Genomic DNA, 18,174 nt, shown 5'->3' on the forward strand with positions numbered 1-18,174 from the left:
CGCTAGATTTAATCGAGCAACGTTACCAATTTCTTTGCAAATCCACCATCCATAACAGCTACAACAACGCGGGCTTCTTTGCCAATTGCCTGACCAAGAAGATAACGATCTTCCACCATTTTTAAAGGCACATGATAAGAATTACATTTATCTGTAATTTTTTTAGTTGTATTTGCAGATGCATCTGCGGCTAATAAAATGAGTTTTGCCTTATTGTTTCGAATTTCCTTAAGGGCAAGTTCCTCACCTGATATGATTTTACGCGCTCGATTGGCTAAGCCAAGCAATGACATCCATTGATTGTCCTTCATTTGGATAGTCAGTTCTCCTTCTCTATTAACTCAAGTAGCTCTTCATAGATCGAATCATTTATCGGTACTTCTAAGTGATTAGATAAGGTGTTTTTTTTCTTGGCTAACTGTACAGCTTCTTTGTTCTTTGAAAGGTATGCACCTCGGCCGGATTTCTTTCCAGTCAAATCGATGGAAACTTCCCCTTCTTTTGAACGAACGATGCGAACGAGTTCTTTTTTCGGTTTCATTTCACCGGTTGCCACACATTTGCGCATAGGAACTTTTTTTCTAGTGTTCACTCGTCAACACCTCACCTAATCATCTATCTCTTCGTCAAATTCAAACTCATTATCGACTTGATCGTCGAATAGTCTGATTGTTTCCTCACGTGGATAAATTCCTATTTCACGTGCATCTGTTTCTGATTTGATATCAATTTTCCAGCCGGTTAGTTTGGCCGCAAGGCGGGCATTTTGTCCCCGTTTCCCAATAGCCAATGAAAGTTGATAGTCAGGTACTATAACAGTAGTTGCTTTATCTGCTTCGTTCACCATAACATCAAGCACCTTTGATGGACTTAATGAATTAGCGACAAACACAACTGGGTCATCAGACCACTTCACAATATCGATTTTTTCACCCTTTAATTCATTTACAACAGCCTGAACGCGGGTTCCTTTTGGACCAACGCATGATCCAACCGGGTCAACCTCAGGATTATCTGAATGGACAGAAATTTTCGAGCGATCCCCTGCTTCACGGGCAACTGATTTAATCTCCACTGTACCATCATAAATTTCCGGTACTTCAATTTCGAATAATCGTTTTAATAACCCAGGATGCGTACGTGATACAAATATTTGTGGTCCTTTGGTCGTTTTCTCAACCTTTGTAATAAATACTTTGATACGATCGTGCGGTTTGTATCGTTCATTAGGCATTTGTTCATTTACAGGTAGTAAGGCTTCAATTTTTCCGAGACTGACATAAATAAATTTCGAGTCCAGTCTTTGGACAATACCAGTCATAATATCTTCTTCACGGTCAATAAATTCAGAATAAATAATTCCACGTTCAGCTTCTCTTACACGCTGGGTAACCACTTGTTTTGCTGTTTGTGCCGCAATCCTGCCAAAGTCTTTAGGTGTTACTTCCATTTCGACAACGTCTTCAACTTGATAATTGGGGTTGATTCGCTGGGCATCTTCGATAGATATTTCCAGACGAGGATCAAAAACTTGATCAACTACCTCTTTACGTGCAAAAACACGCATAGAACCTGTTCCTAAATTTAAATCGATGCGGACATTTTGAGCCTGATTGAAATTTCGGCGGTATGCTGAAATAAGTGCTGCTTCAATGGCGTCCATCAAAATATCCCTGGAAATGCCTTTCTCTCTTTCCAGTATTGTAAGAGCATCTAATAATTCGCTGCTCATTTGCTTGTATCCCCCTAATCCTTATTAAATTTTCTTTTTTACGAAAAGGTAACAGCCAAACGTGCACTTGCTACTTTTTCAAATGGAATTTGAATTGATTTTTTCCGGGTTTTTATCTTAATTTCAACAGTAACATGTTGGCCATCAAATTCCACTAATGTGCCCTCGAACTTGTTTTCCCCATCAATGGGCTCATAGGTTTTGATAAAAACATTTTTACCTACAGCCTTTTCAAAGTCTTTTGCCTTCTTTAAAGGCCTCTCTGCACCTGGGGATGATACCTCTAGGAAATAGTTATGGGGAATGGGGTCTAATTCATCTAGTTTCTCACTCAGCCGTTCGCTGACGATACCACAGTCCTCGATATCCACACCGGCATCCTTATCGATATATACGCGAAGAAACCAACTTTTTCCTTCTTTTACATACTCGATTTCCACTAATTCTAATCCAAGCTCTTGAAAAATTGGTGCAGCCAGCTCTTCAACAACTTCCGTTACTTTGCTCATGCTTTACCTCCTTTTCTCTATTATTTCCACCCAAATTCTATGTAGTTCACGGAAAGTTTTATCAAGTATTACTAAAAAACAAATAGTAAACAAAACCAAGATGCATTTAAAGCAGCTTGGTTACATAACGAAAGAGTGGGTTTCCCCACTCTTGAACTCGAGAGTATTTCTTAGTATTTCCAATAAAACTATACCATAACCATAGTTTATATGCAAACAAAAGCGGAAGCGCCTTGGTCAGGGGCGACAGGCATAAGACGAGCCGGCGGGAAGGTTGTTCTTTAACCTTCCTGACGGATTGACTTAAATGTGGAGGCGACTGTCCTGGGACGAAAGCATTAGACGAGCCCTGCAAGAAGGCGCGTTTTGCCTTCTTCAGGGGGTGGCTTATGCTTCGAGTCCCAAGGAGCTGCAACTGGATAAGCTTATGACCTCGAGCCCCTAGGCGCTGCAGCTAGATCCAAACAAAAGCGGAAGCGCCTGTTTAGAACAGTGAAAGCTGATTTTGTTCAGGCAGTGCGGCTAGACAGCCTTGTTTGTCAAGATATTCAAGGATTGTCTTAGATACCTTACCACGCTGCTGCAAGTCTTCTTTAGATAGGAATTCTCCATTTTCTCTCGCCTTAACAATATTAAAGGCAGCATTCGTTCCTAATCCCGGAATGGAGTTGAATGGAGGAATTAAGGTATTCCCTTCGATAATAAATTCGGAGGCATCCGATTTATATAAATCATAATTTTGGAAGCTGAAGCCTCTTTCTGTCATTTCAAGGGCAAGCTCTAAGACAGTTAGTAAGTTCTTCTCTTTATTTGATGCCTCAAGCCCTTTTGCATTTATTTCCTCCAGTTTTCCACGTATTGCTTCAGGACCACGTGACATAGCTTCAATATCAAAGTCCTCGGCACGAACCGTGAAATAAGCAGCATAATAAAGAAGTGGAAGATGAACCTTAAAATAGGCAATCCGGACAGCCATTAATACATAGGCGGCGGCGTGAGCTTTAGGGAACATGTACTTTATTTTTTTGCAGGAATCAATGTACCATTCAGGTACTTCATTCTTGCGCATCTCAGCTTCCATTTCTTCGCTTAAACCTTTTCCTTTACGTACGGACTCCATGATCTTAAAGGCAAAGGATGGGTCAAGACCCTGATAAATTAAATACACCATGATATCATCACGACAACCAATTACTTCACTTAAGTTACAGATTTTGTTGTGAATCAATTCCTGTGCATTTCCAAGCCATACATCCGTTCCATGTGATAAACCCGAAATCTGGACTAGCTCCGAGAAGGTGGTTGGCTTTGTATCTTCCAGCATTTGCCGAACAAATCGGGTACCAAATTCAGGAATCCCTAATGTACCGGTTTTACACATAATTTGCTGCTCTGTTACCCCAAGAGATTCGGTGCTGCTGAAGATTTTCATGACTTCTGGGTCATCGGTCGGAATAGTTTTGGGATCGATTCCGCTAAGATCCTGGAGCATCCGGATGACGGTAGGGTCGTCGTGTCCAAGTATATCAAGCTTTAGGACGTTATCATGAATGGAATGGAAGTCAAAATGAGTTGTTTTCCATTCGGAATTTCGATCATCGGCCGGGAATTGAATAGGGGTAAAGTCATAGACATCCATATAGTCTGGTATAACGATAATTCCTCCTGGATGCTGACCGGTTGTCCTTTTTACGCCAGTACAGCCGGAAGCCAGCCGTTCAATTTCCGCACCACGAATTTGCAGGTTATTATCCTGCTGATAGGCTTTCACATAACCAAACGCCGTTTTATCGGCAACCGTACCAATGGTTCCGGCACGATAGACGTATTCCTCACCGAATAATACCTTTGTATAGTTATGGGCGCGCGGCTGATACTCTCCGGAAAAGTTCAAATCGATATCAGGTACCTTGTCTCCCTTGAAACCCAAGAATGTTTCGAATGGGATATCATGCCCGTCTTTACGATATTTCCCTCCACAATTTGGACAATCTTTATCTGGTAAGTCAAATCCGGAACCGACTGACCCGTCGTTAAAGAACTCGGAATGTTTACAGTTCGGACAAACATAATGCGGCGGCAGTGGATTTACTTCGGTAATCTCTGTCATTGTCGCAACTAACGATGAACCGACAGATCCCCTTGATCCAACAAGATAACCATCATCAAGTGACTTTTTAACCAATTTATGTGAGATCAAATAAATAACAGCAAATCCGTGCCCAATGATACTTTTTAATTCTTTTTCCAGCCTAGCTTCTACTATCTCTGGAAGCTGTTCACCATAGATACTGCGTGCCATTGAATAACTCATTTCACGCATTTCTTCATCCGCACCTTCAATCCGAGGTGTATACAAATCGTCTTTGATCGGCTTAATAACATCGATCATACCGGCAATTTTATTGGTATTGGTGACGACTATTTCTTTCGCTTTTTCTGCACCTAAAAACGAGAAAGCATCAAGCATTTCGTTTGTCGTTCTAAAATGAACATCCGGCAGTTGATGTCTGTTTAATGGATTGGCCCCACCTTGGGAATTAATTAAGATTTTGCGATATATTTTATCATTTTCGGTTAAATAATGAACATTTCCTGTCGCGACGACTGGAATACCCAATTTATCACCTAGGGCGACAATTTTACTAATGATATCCTCCATTGCTTTCTCGTCGCGTACCAATTCCATTTCGATCAGCGGTGCATTCACTTCTTTTGGCATAACTTCAAGATAGTCATAAAAGCCCGCATATGCTTCGACTTCTTCAGGGGATTTTTGCATCATCCCTTCAAACACTTCCCCTTTATTACAACCTGACCCTACTAAAATTCCTTCACGATATTTTTGCAATACAGACCTTGGAAGTCTTGGTACTCTGTAAAAGTACTCAATATGTGAAATCGAAATTAGTTTGAAAAGATTTTTCAAGCCTGCTTCGGTTTGCGCTAAAAGGGTACAGTGGTATGGACGGGCACGTTGATAAGCATTTCCCTTACCCATATTATCATTGAATTGATCATGGTACTCAATCCCTTTTTCAAGGGCATCCTTAAGCATTTTTAAGAGTAAGTAACCCGTTGCTTCTGTATCGTATATAGCCCGGTGATGCTGAGTTAAATCAATATCAAATTTTTTGGCTAATGTATTTAAGCGATGATTTTTCATTTCTGGGTATAAAAATCGTCCTAACTCTAAGGTATCAATGACAGGATTTTTGGCTTTTTCTAAGCCGATTTGCTTATAGGCTACATTCAAGAACCCCATATCAAAAGAAGCGTTATGGGCAACTAAAACAGCATCTCCTGCCCAGTCATAAAAGTTCTTAATTACTTCATCAACTTCTGGAGCATCTTTAAGCATGTCATCTGTAATACTAGTTAAGTTAATAATCGTGGCAGAAAGACGTTGATGTGGATTTGCAAATGATTCAAACCGGTCAATAATTTCCCCATTGTGAATTTTAACGGCTGCGAGCTCAATGATCGTATTATAAACAGCAGAAAGTCCTGTTGTCTCAACGTCAAATACAACAAATGTATCCTCAGCCAGCAAACGATGAGCATCATTATAAGCAATTGGCACCCCATCATCAACTAGGTTCACTTCCACACCGTAAAGGATCTTAATATCATTCTTTTTCCCTGCGCCGTAAGCTTCAGGGAAGGACTGGGCAACAGCATGGTCTGTAACAGCAATCGCTTTATGACCCCACTTACTTGCTTGTGCAATTAGCGCACTTACTGGCGTTACGGCATCCATTTGACTCATTGGTGTATGAAGATGCAGTTCCACTCTTTTTTCATCCTCAGGGGCCGTATCTTTTCGTCCAGCTGGTTTAATTTCATTGATATCATTACAAATCATGACTAGGTCACGGACAAAGGTATCGTTTTGAACGCTTCCCCGAACCTTTACCCATAGGCCTTTTTTAACAAGCTGGAATAGGGCAGCATCTTCTTTATCACGAGAAAACATTTTTACGATGATCGAACTGGTGTAATCTGTAATTTTAAAAGTTAATAGGGAACGTCCGCTTCGAAGCTCTCTAATTTCAGCATCAAAGATATACCCTTGGACGACAACTCGTCTTTCTTCATCAACGATATCAATTAAACTACGAAGCTCACTATCATCCTTGATCGTTAACCCAATCGTAAGCGGTCCTGAAGGTACATCTCCTCCAGCTTGACCTTTATCAGCTTCTTTCTTTTGCATTTCTATCACAGCCATATGTGCACGCTCTTGATCTTCTTTCTGCTTAGCCAGTAAGAATTGCTGATATTCTTCGTTTTTTTCTTCACCTTTTATTTCAGTGTCAATCGCTAACAGCGGAAAACCAAACGATTGATAGATATCTCCGATAATAGGACCATATTTACGTTTTAAGGCGAGTCCTTCTGCTTCGTTTCTAACAGAAACGGTTAGTTTATTCCCGCTGACTTCAGGTATTTGTTCATTTAGAAGTTTAACAAGCGGCGGTGCTATACCGTCAATTTGCTGAATGCAATAGTTCCAGTATTCTAGCAAAAGCTCCGGTGTGCTGGCTTGATTCGTTACCTGAATATTATAGGAAATCGCTGCGATATTTGTGAATGTTCTTTCGAGTTGTGTTGTAAACTTAAGATACACATTGAATGGAAGTATGTTTTCAAATAAAAATTGAAAGTGCCACTTCCTTTCCTTCTTTTCAACCAGAAGCCTTTCAATTTGTGCATTTTGGAAATGTACTACTACAGCATCTTCTACAAGTTCCAGCTGCTGGAGCAAGAGTTTGAATCGCTCTTTATTGCCTAAGGCATGTTCGCTCATCGTCTCTCTCCCATCTATAAAAACTATTATTTATCTATACCAAAAATTAATTATACCATATGATAAATAGTTCGGTTTATTTCGACATAATGTTCCACAAAAAAATAAGGACCGCATCTCGGCGATCCTTATTAAGGATAACAAATTTAATTGTTCATTTATAGGAAAAATCGCTGGATATCATTCCAGGTAACCACCAGCATGAGCAGCATAAGGAGAGCAAAGCCGATAAAATGGACCATTCCTTCCTTTTGTCTGTCAATTGGTTTTCCTCTTACTGCTTCAACAGCAAAGAACATTAACCTGCCACCATCGAGGGCAGGAATTGGCAGTAAGTTCATAATCCCCAAGTTAATGCTTAATATGCCAGCCCACTTCATCAAATAATAGATTCCTGATTTGGCTACCTCATCTGTGGACTTATAGATTCCAACTGGACCGGATAGGGCATCAATGGAAAATTGACCTGTAACCAACTTACCTAGCATTACAAATATTTGCTTTGTCCAGAAATAGGTTTCAGTAAATCCTGATTTCACAGCTTGAACCGGTGATTTTTCGACAGGGCTATAAACACCGATTATCCCCATTTTATCGCCATCTACCGTCTTTTCGAGCGGGGTCACTTGGATTTCTTTTTCTTTACCATCTCGCACGATCGAGAAATCAAGTTTTTGGTTCGGACTTTTCCGGATAATTTCGACTACATCTGTCCAGCTCGAAATTTCCGAACCATTAATACTTTGGACAATATCCCCTTTCTCTAGACCTGCTGATTTTGCTGCTCCATCAGGAGTAATAGCGCCTAATTTAGGGTCATTCGATGGAACGCCTTGTAATAAAGCAATGATGATAAACACAACAAATGCTAAAACAAAATTCATCATTGGACCTGCAAAAATGGCCATAAATCTTTGTGGTAAGGTTTTCGATCCAAATTGACGGTCAATTGGGGCAATTTGCGATTCAATCCCATTTTCAACAATCATTGCTTTTGGATCGATGGAGAATGTCTGTAAACTTTCGTTTTCATCTTCCGGATATCCTTTTATGATTAAATCCTTTTCAATATCAGCATACTCGACTTCAACAATCCTTGCTTTTGGAAATTTCTCTTTATTATTTAAAATGATTTTATTGACGCTTTCTTGCTTATCAAACATAAGTCCAATCCGATAACCAGGCTTAATTTCAACCATTTCCGGATCTTCTCCGGCCATTCGAACAAAGCCGCCAATCGGTAATAGACGAATGGTATAAGTAGTTTCTCCTTTTTTATGAGTAAACACCTTTGGTCCCATCCCAATTGCAAATTCACGACAGAGAATACCCGCTCTTTTTGCGAAAATGAAATGTCCGAATTCATGGAAAAAGACCAAAGCGCCAAAAATCACTATGAAGGCAATAACTGTAGTCAATGACATAACCACCTTTTCTCAGGATAGGGAAGGAACATTCCTATAGAAGTGAGTGTACAAACTGACGAGTCTCTTTGTCAACTTCTTCTATTATAGCTAAACTTGGATTTTCAATCACTTGATGTTTATTTAATGCTTGTTCAATCAAATCCTCAATCTGTAAGAAACGAATTTTCCCTTTTAAGAAAGCAGCCACTGCCGCTTCGTTGGCTGCATTTAATACCGTTGGCATAGTGCCGCCTTTCGTACCGGCATGATAGGCAAAATCTAGGCAGCGGAAACGTTTTAAATCCATTTCCTGAAAATGCAGCTTACCAACCTCGGCAAGATTCAACCGATTAGCCAATCGCAGCGGAAGCCGGTCCGGATAGGTAAGTGCATATTGAATCGGTACTCTCATATCTGGTGTTCCTAATTGGGCAATAATGCTGGAGTCATGAAATTCTACCATTGAATGAATAATACTTTCTTTGTGTAGCAAAACATCAATTTTTTCAAATGGAACCCCAAACAACCAGTGAGCCTCGATTACTTCTAATCCTTTATTCATCATGGTCGCTGAATCAATGGTAATTTTCGCCCCCATCGACCAATTCGGATGGTTTAAAGCCTGCTCTACGGTTACATCCCTTAGTTCCGCACGGGTCTGGTCACGGAAACTGCCGCCAGATGCTGTTAAAATTAATCGTTCAATATTTTTATCCATTTCTCCTTGCAAAGCTTGAAAAATGGCAGAATGTTCGCTGTCAACAGGGAGTAACGGTACATTATTTCTTTTAGCCGCCTCTATCACTAAATGTCCTGCAGTAACTAACGTTTCTTTATTCGCGATCGCAATGACCTTCCCGCATTCAATAGCTTGTAATGTGGGATGCAGTCCTACACATAGCTGCTTCCTAGGACAGCATTGACGAGGATATCCGATTTTTTAAAAACAGCTACCTCAATCAATCCTTCACTGCCAAAAGTAAACTTCGTGTTCGGGAATTCTGCTCTTAACGAAGCACAATCACTCGAATCCTGTACAGAGACAAGTAGTGGTTTAAATTCATTAATCAATTTACGTGCTAATTCAATATTTTTTCCAACCGAAAATGCTGCTAGTTGAAATTCGTTAGCGTGCTCACGAATAATATCAATCGTTTGGATTCCTACTGAACCCGTAGCACCTAATAAACTAATTATCTTCAAGTGTTTCAACTCCTAATAAGTAAAAAAACAGCCATTATATCCAAAGATGGAATAGGTTTAATAGTGGCAAAACAAATAATAAGCTATCAAAGCGATCCAGAATCCCTCCATGACCTGGCAGAATGTTACCTGAATCCTTTACGTTAAAATGACGTTTAAAAGCAGATTGGACAAGGTCGCCTATTTGTCCAAAAACAGAAAGAACAACGGTAATTCCCATTAAAGTAACAAGGCCTACCGGGATAGTTGTGGAAAATAACGAAAATAATATTCCCACGATGACAGCACACACGACACCGCCTAATGAACCTTCTACTGTTTTATTGGGACTAATTTCAGGCCATAGCTTGTTTTTCCCCATTGCTTTGCCAACAAAATAGGCACCTGAGTCTGTAGCCCAAATAATAAATAGTGAATAAAAAACATAAACAATTCCTGCCTCACGGGTTTCAATAAAAAAATAAAACCCAATTCCTACATAAATCGCCGATAATATGCAGAAAGAGACATCTTCAAAGGTAAATCGATTTTTTGTGACAACCGTATAGGCTAAAAACAACAAAATAAATATTATCGCGATCTCTGCTTTGGAATAATAAAAATCCGAGAGAACATGATGATATTGCTTAGGAAAAATAATCACCCATAGAAATAAAAGCGATATTAGTCCATGAGCTGAAAAGATACTTAGTTGTTTCATTTTCAATAGTTCATATAACCCTATTGTAGCAAGAATGTACGTCAACAGAACAAAAGGAAGTCTGCCGTAAAATACAATCGGTACAAATAATGCCGCTGCTACCACTGCTGTAATGATTCTTTGCTTCATCTACTAGTTCAACACCTTTTATGTTCTTAAAGAGAGGGATACTTTAGATTCCGCCAAACCTGCGCTGACGTTTTTGATACGCTTCAATTGCTTCAAGAAAATATTCTTCATTAAAATCAGGCCATAATACGTCTGTAAACCAGAATTCCGAGTATGCTAATTGCCAAAGCATAAAGTTACTTAAGCGGATTTCTCCACTTGTACGGATTAACAGATCCGGGTCCGGAAAATCGGAACTCATTAAATACGAGGAAAAAACTTGTTCGTTTAGTTCTGCTTCCTTCAGTATGCCATTTTTACTATCATTTATAATTTGTTTTACGGCATCGAGTATTTCCGCCCTGCTTCCATAATTCAAGGCAAAATTCAGGACCAGTCCTGTATTATCCTTTGTTTCTTCTACCGCCCTCTCAATTGCACGGAGTGTATGTGAAGGCAGTTGATCTTTATATCCCATCATTTTAACTTGAACATTATTCTCAATAAGTTCAGGAAGAAAAGTACCTAAAAATTCTTCCGGAAGCTTCATAATATATTCCACTTCATTTTTTGGACGTTTCCAGTTCTCTGTAGAAAAGGCATATAAAGTTAAGGCCTTGATTCCGAGAATATTCGCCAGCATGGTTGTCTTTCGAACAACCTTCATGCCTTCGTGATGACCTGCAATACGTGGTAAAGCCCTTTTTTTTGCCCAACGCCCATTACCGTCCATAATAATGGCGACATGTTCAGGAACAGGCGATTCTTTTATTTCTTCTATTTTATCTCGGAGTGCGGAAGAGTTAGCCGGCTTCTTCCAAAGCCCAAATTTATTCAACATAACATTGCTCCTCAATTAATTAATCATATCCTCCGATAATAAATCATGGATTCACATATCCAAATATGTAAAAGTATCTTCAGGTTAGATGATATTATCATACCAAAAAACCTAAAAGATATCTCTAATAATAACCTATGTAAAATAACAGTAATTAAGAATAATGTTCAGAAAATTTAGGGGACAATCTAAATCATCAAAAAATAGAGAAAAAACCCCCTTTTAAAGAGGGTCTTTTAACTCAACTTTTATCTGCCAGCATCTATTAATTAAACTTCTAAAATTTCTTTTTCTTTATCTTTCGTAATTTGATCGACTTTTTGAATAAACTCGTCCGTAAGCTTCTGGATATCATCAGAGTACCCGCGAAGGGCATCTTCTGTAATTTCACCATTTTTTTCGAGCTTCTTCAAATCATCGTTTCCATCACGGCGAATGTTACGGATCGCTATTTTTGCTTCTTCTGCTTCTTTCTTCACAACTTTAACAAGTTCTTTCCGGCGTTCTTCAGTCAATTGTGGAATCGCAATCCGAATAATCGAACCGTCATTCGTTGGATTTAAACCTAAATCAGATTTCAAGATTGCTTTTTCAATATCACCTAAAATCGATTTATCATAAGGCTGAATCACAAGTAAACGTGCTTCTGGAGTTGTGATCCCTGCCATTTGATTCACAGGTGTTGGTGCCCCATAATAATCAACGGTGATACGATCTAGCAATGAAGCACTTGCACGGCCTGCACGAATGCTGGCAAGCTCACGAGAATATGCTTGGATTGCTTTGGTCATACGATCTTTTGTTGAAGCAATGACTTGTTTTGGCATTAGTTTTTCCCCCTAACGATTGTACCAATTTTTTCACCCATAACGGCTTTTTTAATATTTCCTTGTTCCATAATGGAGAAAACAATGAGCGGAATATCATTATCCATACATAGTGAAGAAGCAGTTGAATCCATAACCGCTAATCCTTCCTTAATGACATCCAAGAAGGTAAGATCTTCATACTTAGTGGCATTTGGATCAATTCTAGGATCTGCTGAATAAACACCATCGACATTGTTTTTCGCCATGAGAATCACTTCTGCATCAATCTCCGCTGCCCTTAATGCTGCAGTTGTATCTGTTGAGAAGTAAGGATTACCTGTACCGGCTGCAAAAATAACAACCCGTTGTTTTTCTAAATGTCTCATTGCCCGACGTCTGATATACGGCTCAGCAACCTGGCGCATTTCGATCGATGTTTGCACACGGGATTCAATTCCTAGTTGCTCTAGGCTATCCTGCAGCGCTAAAGAATTCATCACGGTTGCAAGCATGCCCATATAATCTGCAGTGGCTCTATCCATTCCCATTTCACTGCCGATTTTACCGCGCCATATATTACCTCCGCCAACGACCACAGCTACTTCAACGCCTAGTTCTGCTACTTCTTTTACCTGTTCAGCAATAGACTTAATGACAGAAGGTTTAATTCCAAAACTGGACTCACCAGCAAGTGCTTCCCCGCTTAATTTTAAAACCACTCTTTTGTACTTTGGACCGCTCATATAAACCTCCGTATGTAATTTTAAAAGCGCAAGCGCCTTGATTATGGGCGATATAGGGCGATTTTGCATTGATAAGTGCTTAGTCGCCCTTAATGCGTACAAAAGCGTTAGCTTAATGTAGCCAAGCACAAGACGAGCCGGCCGAAAGGTTGTTCTTTAACCTTTTGGACGGATTGGCTTGTGACCTCGAGCCCATAGGCGCTGGAGCTAGATATTTTTATTATATATTTCCCTTTAAAAATAGGGAACACACCGTGTCCCCTATAAAAAAACTATAACAGTAACATTCCCATATAGCATTTGTGTTTAAGCTGGAGAATATTTGACTTATTTTTTATTTACTTGATTCATAACTTCTTCAGCGAAGTTGTCTTCTTTCTTTTCAATACCTTCGCCTACTTCGTAACGTACGAATTCACGAACAGTTGCACCTTTTGATTCAACGAATTGGCGAACTTTTTGATCAGGGTTTTTAACAAAAGTTTGGTCAAGAAGACATACATCTTCAAAGTATTTGCCAAGACGGCCTTCAACCATTTTTGCTACGATGTTTTCTGGCTTGCCTTCGTTAAGTGCTTGTTGTGTTAACACTTGACGCTCATGCTCAACTTCTTCTTGAGAAACTTGATCACGAGAAACATATTTTGGTCTTAATGCAGCGATGTGCATTGAAACGTCTTTCGCAGCGGCTTCTTCAGTAGTTCCTTCAAGAACTGTTAGAACGCTGATACGACCGCCCATGTGGATGTAAGCGCCAAATGCATCGTTGTCAGACTTAGTTGCGATTGCAAAACGGCGAAGTGAAAGCTTTTCTCCGATTTTTGCGATTGCAGCGTTGATGTGGTCATTAACAGTTGCACCATTTTCCATTGTTTGAGCAGATGCTTCTTCAACAGTAGCTGGTTTGTTTTTTAGTAAATGTTGAGCAAGCTCTTGTACTAAAGCTTGGAACGCTTCGTTTTTCGCAACGAAGTCTGTTTCTGAGTTTACTTCAAGGATAACAGCCTCGTTTCCTTGTGCGACAACTGAAGTTAAACCTTCAGCAGCAATACGGTCAGCTTTATTAGCCGCTTTAGCGATCCCTTTCTCACGTAAGAAATCAATTGCTTTTTCCATATCACCGTCTGTTGCGGTAAGTGCTTTTTTACAGTCCATCATGCCTGCGCCTGTTTTTTCGCGAAGTTCTTTAACCATTTGAGCAGTAACTGCCATTTTAAATTTCCTCCTTAAATTCTATGTACTATTCTATATCTTAGCCATTCAAACTCAAGATAAACATTTCTTAAAAAAAGGTGATAAAGGGTCTCCCTCTTATCACCTTTTTGAATAAGTCACTATCTTACGCTTCTTGTGCTACTTCTTCACCTTGTTTAGCTTCAAGGATTGCATCCGCCATTTTACCAGTTAATAGTTTAACCGCACGGATAGCATCATCGTTAGCTGGGATAACAACATCGATTTCATCTGGATCACAGTTAGTATCAACAATACCTACGATAGGAATGTTTAGCTTTTTAGCTTCAGCAACTGCGATACGCTCTTTACGAGGGTCGATGATGAATAGTGCATCAGGAAGTTGTTTCATGTCTTTAATTCCGCCTAGGAACTTTTCAAGACGCTCTTGTTCTTTCTTAAGTTGAACAACTTCTTTCTTAGGTAATACTTCAAAAGTACCGTCTTCTGACATTCTTTCAATATCTTTTAAGCGGCCAATACGCTTTTGGATTGTTTCGAAGTTTGTTAATGTACCACCTAACCAGCGTTGGTTAACAAAGTACATACCAGAACGAGCTGCTTCTTCTTTAACAGAATCTTGAGCTTGTTTTTTAGTACCAACAAAAAGAATAGTTCCGCCGTTACCAGCAAGATCTTTTACCCAGTTATAAGCTTCTTCAACCTTTTTAACTGTTTTTTGAAGGTCGATAATGTAGATACCGTTACGCTCAGTGAAGATATATTTCTTCATCTTAGGGTTCCAACGGCGAGTTTGGTGTCCGAAATGTACACCAGCTTCAAGCAATTGTTTCATTGAAATAACTGACATGTGTTTTTTCCTCCTAGTGGTTTGTTTTCCTCCGCTCGTCTCATTTTTAAATAGAAACTGATAGATTCAGCACCATCCATTTAAATCAACAAGCGTGTGTATTAACACCATGAAATAATATAGCATAAGTAAATATAACAATCAAGAATTACTTTTAAAAAAATGTTTGATTGTTGATTTCCGCTCAAGATACTTGGCTTCAATCAATCCGTTTACCATTAACAAAATAAAAATCCCCAATTTTTTTAAACTGGGGATTATCTCTTATTAGTTAGATCTTAATTTATCAAGCTCCACAAGAAACTTATCATTGAGGACCTTAATATACGTACCTTTCATACCAAGAGAACGTGATTCAATAACCCCTGCACTTTCAAGCTTTCTTAGTGCATTTACAATAACTGAACGTGTGATTCCAACCCGGTCAGCAATTTTTGAAGCAACCAATAAGCCCTCATGGCCATTTAATTCTTCAAAAATATGTTCGATGGCCTCTAATTCACTATAAGACAATGAACTGATCGCCATTTGTACAACGGCTTTGCTTCTTGCTTCTTCTTCAATCTCTTCCGACTTTTCACGTAAAATCTCCATACCTACAACAGTAGCACCATATTCAGCGAGAATTAAATCATCGTCATGGAATTTTTCTTGCAGTCTCGCAAGAATTAATGTACCAAGGCGTTCCCCGCCGCCAATAATTGGAACAATCGTTGTTAAACCTTCTTTAAATAAATCTCTATTTTCTACAGGGAATGCAGTATATTGGCTTTCAATATCCAAATTTGAAGAAGTTTCTTGAATATTAAACAAGCCTTTAGTGTATTCCTCTGGAAATTGACGATCCTCAAACATTTTCTTCATGCGTTCATTTTCAATCTGTTGATAAATCGAAAAACCTAAAAGCTTACCGCGGCGGCTTACGATATAAACATTTGCTTCAATTGTCTCACTTAACGTTTCCGACATTTCTTTGAAATTAACAGGCTTGCCCGCTGCCTTCTGTAGTAAAACATTAATACGTCTAGTTTTTGTAAGTAAATCCATCTGTTTCTTCCTCCTAGTAACTACAACCATTATTAAATTATTTAGTAAAACTTATTTCATGTATGAGTATTTAAGAATGGCATCTCCTGAAAAATTCAAAAAAGCAGCATTCCTAAAGAATGAATTGGCTTAAATCTTTATTCTTTGAAATAGCCCCAAGCTTATCATCGACGTACTGCGGCGTAATCGTAATTTTCTCCATCGTAATATCTGGAGCTTCAAAGGATAAATCCTCTAACAGCTTTTCGAGAATCGTATGAAGGCGTCTAGCCCCAATATTGTCGGTATTTTGATTCACTTCGAACGCTACTTCAGCTATTCTACGAATAGCATCGTCAGAAAATTCAATTTGTATACCTTCTGTTTCCAATAATGCTTGGTATTGTTTAATTAAGGCATTATCAGGTTCAATTAAAATTCTAAAGAAATCTTCCACTGTTAACTTGGTAAGTTCAACACGAATTGGAAAACGGCCTTGAAGTTCCGGTATTAAATCCGATGGTTTCGCAATATGAAAAGCACCCGCAGCTATAAACAAAATATGGTCGGTTTTAATGGTGCCGTGTTTTGTGACAACCGTTGAACCCTCAACTACTGGCAGGATATCTCTTTGGACACCTTCACGTGAAACATCTGCCGATGAACCGCCGGAATTTTTGCTGGCAATTTTATCGATTTCATCTATAAAGATGATGCCTGTTTGTTCTGCGCGATAGATTGCCTCTGATGAAACTTCATCCATATCAATCAGCTTTGCAGCTTCTTCATTTGTTAATACATTCCTTGCTTCGCGAACTGTTAGTTTTCGCTTCTTCCGTTTTTTTGGCATAAAACTGCTGAGGGCATCTTGCATATTCATACCCATTTGTTCAATTCCTGAACCTTGCAGCATATCAAACATCGATGGCGTTTGCTCTTCTACTTCTACGGTTACAATTTCGTCTTCTAATTGTCCGAGAGCAAGCTTTTCTTTGACAATCTTCCGCTTTTCCTGAGCAGAATAGTCTTCTTGTTGGGTGTCCGGTTCAGATGAAGAATTGCCGCCGCCGAATAACATTTCAAGCGGATTTTTATAGTTCGCTGCTTTTTTAGCTGACGGAACAAGTAAATCAACAAGCCTGCTGTTTGCATTTTCTTCAGCTCGTTCCTTCACACTTTGCATACGCTCTTCTTTGACTAAACGAACAGATGTTTCCGCAAGATCGCGCACCATTGATTCTACATCGCGCCCAACATAACCCACTTCAGTGAATTTAGTGGCTTCGACCTTAATAAATGGAGCACCGACAAGCTTTGCCATCCTTCTGGCAATTTCCGTCTTACCTACCCCAGTAGGACCAATCATCAAGATATTTTTTGGAATAATTTCTTCACGAAGCTTATCATTTAAAAGGCCTCTTCTGTAACGGTTCCTTAATGCAACAGCAACCGCTTTCTTAGCATCCTTCTGTCCAATAATATATTGATCAAGTCTCTCAACAATTTGTCGGGGAGTTAAATCCGTAGTTTTTACCATTTTTTCCGTCTCCTTCCGATTACAGCTCTTCAACGATAATGTTGTGGTTGGTATATACACATATTTCCGCAGCTATTTCTAAAGAAGCTTTTGCAATTTCTTTTGCAGATAAATGTTCCCCTGCATATTTCTTTAATGAGCGGCCAGCGGCCAATGCATAATTCCCACCTGAGCCAATGGCAAGGATCCCATCGTCTGGCTCAATCACTTCACCGGTTCCGGAAACTAAAAGCAAGCTTTCGCGATTCATGACAATTAGCATCGCTTCCAATTTGCGAAGCATCTTATCATTTCTCCATTCTTTAGCAAGCTCGACTGCAGCTCTTTGAAGGTTCCCGTTATATTCCTCTAACTTTGCTTCAAACAATTCAAAAAGAGTGAACGCATCTGCAACAGAACCAGCGAATCCCGCCAATACCTTACCATTAAATATCTTTCTTACTTTTCTGGCAGTGTGTTTCATCACAACTGCATTGCCAAAAGTCACCTGGCCATCACCGGACATTGAGCATTCACCGTTATGGTGGACCGCAAATATCGTAGTCGCATGAAATTGATTCATTAAATTTTCCTCCCTTTTGGAGTAATTTCCGTTTAAAGTTGAGTGATATGTAATAGCTGGGTACCTATCCCACTTATTGATGAGAATAAAGAAAATCACTGAAAACAAGTTATTAATGGTTCAATTGTCATTTTGCGGAATTGC

The 18,174-nt window shown here is 39.3% G+C and carries 15 protein-coding genes and 1 pseudogene; all 16 read right to left on the reverse strand.

Annotated features, from left to right (window positions below; genetic code table 11):
• Positions 1 to 8 precede the first annotated feature (8 nt).
• Positions 9 to 311: a YlxQ family RNA-binding protein gene (locus ACZ9EE_RS07595; protein ID WP_476026035.1), complete on the reverse strand. Its 303-nt coding sequence runs from the start codon at positions 309 to 311 to the stop codon at positions 9 to 11.
• Positions 312 to 319: 8 nt separating this feature from the next.
• The gene (rnpM, locus tag ACZ9EE_RS07600; RefSeq protein WP_476026036.1) at positions 320 to 592 is read right to left on the reverse strand and encodes an RNase P modulator RnpM; all 273 of its coding nucleotides are present in this window, start codon (positions 590 to 592) and stop codon (positions 320 to 322) included.
• Between the two features lie 15 nt (positions 593 to 607).
• Entirely contained in the window at positions 608 to 1,732 is a 1,125-nt protein-coding gene (gene nusA / locus ACZ9EE_RS07605) for a transcription termination factor NusA (protein ID WP_476026037.1), read from the reverse strand.
• A gap of 38 nt (positions 1,733 to 1,770) precedes the next feature.
• Complete coding sequence (gene rimP, locus ACZ9EE_RS07610; protein WP_476026038.1) at positions 1,771 to 2,241, reverse strand: ribosome maturation factor RimP; 471 nt, start codon at positions 2,239 to 2,241, stop codon at positions 1,771 to 1,773.
• A gap of 484 nt (positions 2,242 to 2,725) precedes the next feature.
• Positions 2,726 to 7,051, reverse strand: coding sequence for a PolC-type DNA polymerase III (locus ACZ9EE_RS07615; RefSeq protein ID WP_476026039.1), 4,326 nt, complete (start codon positions 7,049 to 7,051; stop codon positions 2,726 to 2,728).
• Positions 7,052 to 7,209: 158 nt separating this feature from the next.
• Positions 7,210 to 8,469 carry an RIP metalloprotease RseP gene (gene rseP, locus ACZ9EE_RS07620; RefSeq protein ID WP_476026040.1) on the reverse strand — a complete coding sequence of 420 codons (1,260 nt, stop codon included), beginning with the start codon at positions 8,467 to 8,469 and terminating at the stop codon, positions 7,210 to 7,212.
• Positions 8,470 to 8,509: 40 nt separating this feature from the next.
• Positions 8,510 to 9,660 (reverse strand): annotated as a pseudogene (gene dxr / locus ACZ9EE_RS07625) (1-deoxy-D-xylulose-5-phosphate reductoisomerase).
• A 34-nt stretch (positions 9,661 to 9,694) separates the two neighbouring features.
• Positions 9,695 to 10,489 carry a phosphatidate cytidylyltransferase gene (locus tag ACZ9EE_RS07630; protein WP_476026041.1) on the reverse strand — a complete coding sequence of 265 codons (795 nt, stop codon included), beginning with the start codon at positions 10,487 to 10,489 and terminating at the stop codon, positions 9,695 to 9,697.
• A 43-nt stretch (positions 10,490 to 10,532) separates the two neighbouring features.
• Complete coding sequence (locus ACZ9EE_RS07635; protein WP_476026042.1) at positions 10,533 to 11,309, reverse strand: isoprenyl transferase; 777 nt, start codon at positions 11,307 to 11,309, stop codon at positions 10,533 to 10,535.
• Positions 11,310 to 11,578: 269 nt separating this feature from the next.
• Positions 11,579 to 12,136 (reverse strand): ribosome recycling factor, encoded by a 558-nt coding sequence (gene frr / locus ACZ9EE_RS07640; protein ID WP_476026043.1) that lies wholly within the window; start codon positions 12,134 to 12,136, stop codon positions 11,579 to 11,581.
• Positions 12,136 to 12,861: a UMP kinase gene (pyrH, locus tag ACZ9EE_RS07645; protein ID WP_235743166.1), complete on the reverse strand. Its 726-nt coding sequence runs from the start codon at positions 12,859 to 12,861 to the stop codon at positions 12,136 to 12,138. The genes frr and pyrH overlap by 1 nt, the downstream gene beginning before the upstream one ends.
• Positions 12,862 to 13,188: 327 nt before the next feature.
• Positions 13,189 to 14,073 carry a translation elongation factor Ts gene (gene tsf / locus ACZ9EE_RS07650; protein WP_476026044.1) on the reverse strand — a complete coding sequence of 295 codons (885 nt, stop codon included), beginning with the start codon at positions 14,071 to 14,073 and terminating at the stop codon, positions 13,189 to 13,191.
• Positions 14,074 to 14,200: 127 nt separating this feature from the next.
• Complete coding sequence (rpsB, locus tag ACZ9EE_RS07655) at positions 14,201 to 14,905, reverse strand: 30S ribosomal protein S2 (RefSeq protein WP_335467938.1); 705 nt, start codon at positions 14,903 to 14,905, stop codon at positions 14,201 to 14,203.
• 267 nt (positions 14,906 to 15,172) lie between these two features.
• Positions 15,173 to 15,952, reverse strand: coding sequence for a GTP-sensing pleiotropic transcriptional regulator CodY (codY, locus tag ACZ9EE_RS07660; protein ID WP_476026045.1), 780 nt, complete (start codon positions 15,950 to 15,952; stop codon positions 15,173 to 15,175).
• 112 nt (positions 15,953 to 16,064) lie between these two features.
• Positions 16,065 to 17,468 carry an HslU--HslV peptidase ATPase subunit gene (hslU, locus tag ACZ9EE_RS07665; protein WP_476026046.1) on the reverse strand — a complete coding sequence of 468 codons (1,404 nt, stop codon included), beginning with the start codon at positions 17,466 to 17,468 and terminating at the stop codon, positions 16,065 to 16,067.
• A 19-nt stretch (positions 17,469 to 17,487) separates the two neighbouring features.
• Entirely contained in the window at positions 17,488 to 18,030 is a 543-nt protein-coding gene (gene hslV, locus ACZ9EE_RS07670) for an ATP-dependent protease subunit HslV (protein ID WP_476026047.1), read from the reverse strand.
• Positions 18,031 to 18,174: the final 144 nt, after the last annotated feature.

Source organism: Bacillus sp. URHA0034, from assembly GCF_056280405.1.

What these genes read in the sequence shown, in the direction of transcription:
- rpsB (WP_335467938.1), bottom strand. Translation starts at nt 14,905, where the DNA reads ATGTCAGTTATTTCAATGAAACAATTGCTTGAAGCTGGTGTACATTTC.
- rimP (WP_476026038.1), bottom strand. Translation starts at nt 2,241, where the DNA reads ATGAGCAAAGTAACGGAAGTTGTTGAAGAGCTGGCTGCACCAATTTTT.
- hslV (WP_476026047.1), bottom strand. Translation starts at nt 18,030, where the DNA reads ATGAATCAATTTCATGCGACTACGATATTTGCGGTCCACCATAACGGT.
- ACZ9EE_RS07635 (WP_476026042.1), bottom strand. Translation starts at nt 11,309, where the DNA reads ATGTTGAATAAATTTGGGCTTTGGAAGAAGCCGGCTAACTCTTCCGCA.
- pyrH (WP_235743166.1), bottom strand. Translation starts at nt 12,861, where the DNA reads ATGAGCGGTCCAAAGTACAAAAGAGTGGTTTTAAAATTAAGCGGGGAA.
- nusA (WP_476026037.1), bottom strand. Translation starts at nt 1,732, where the DNA reads ATGAGCAGCGAATTATTAGATGCTCTTACAATACTGGAAAGAGAGAAA.
- ACZ9EE_RS07630 (WP_476026041.1), bottom strand. Translation starts at nt 10,489, where the DNA reads ATGAAGCAAAGAATCATTACAGCAGTGGTAGCAGCGGCATTATTTGTA.
- frr (WP_476026043.1), bottom strand. Translation starts at nt 12,136, where the DNA reads ATGCCAAAACAAGTCATTGCTTCAACAAAAGATCGTATGACCAAAGCA.
- tsf (WP_476026044.1), bottom strand. Translation starts at nt 14,073, where the DNA reads ATGGCAGTTACTGCTCAAATGGTTAAAGAACTTCGCGAAAAAACAGGC.
- hslU (WP_476026046.1), bottom strand. Translation starts at nt 17,468, where the DNA reads ATGGTAAAAACTACGGATTTAACTCCCCGACAAATTGTTGAGAGACTT.
- ACZ9EE_RS07615 (WP_476026039.1), bottom strand. Translation starts at nt 7,051, where the DNA reads ATGAGCGAACATGCCTTAGGCAATAAAGAGCGATTCAAACTCTTGCTC.
- ACZ9EE_RS07595 (WP_476026035.1), bottom strand. Translation starts at nt 311, where the DNA reads ATGAAGGACAATCAATGGATGTCATTGCTTGGCTTAGCCAATCGAGCG.
- codY (WP_476026045.1), bottom strand. Translation starts at nt 15,952, where the DNA reads ATGGATTTACTTACAAAAACTAGACGTATTAATGTTTTACTACAGAAG.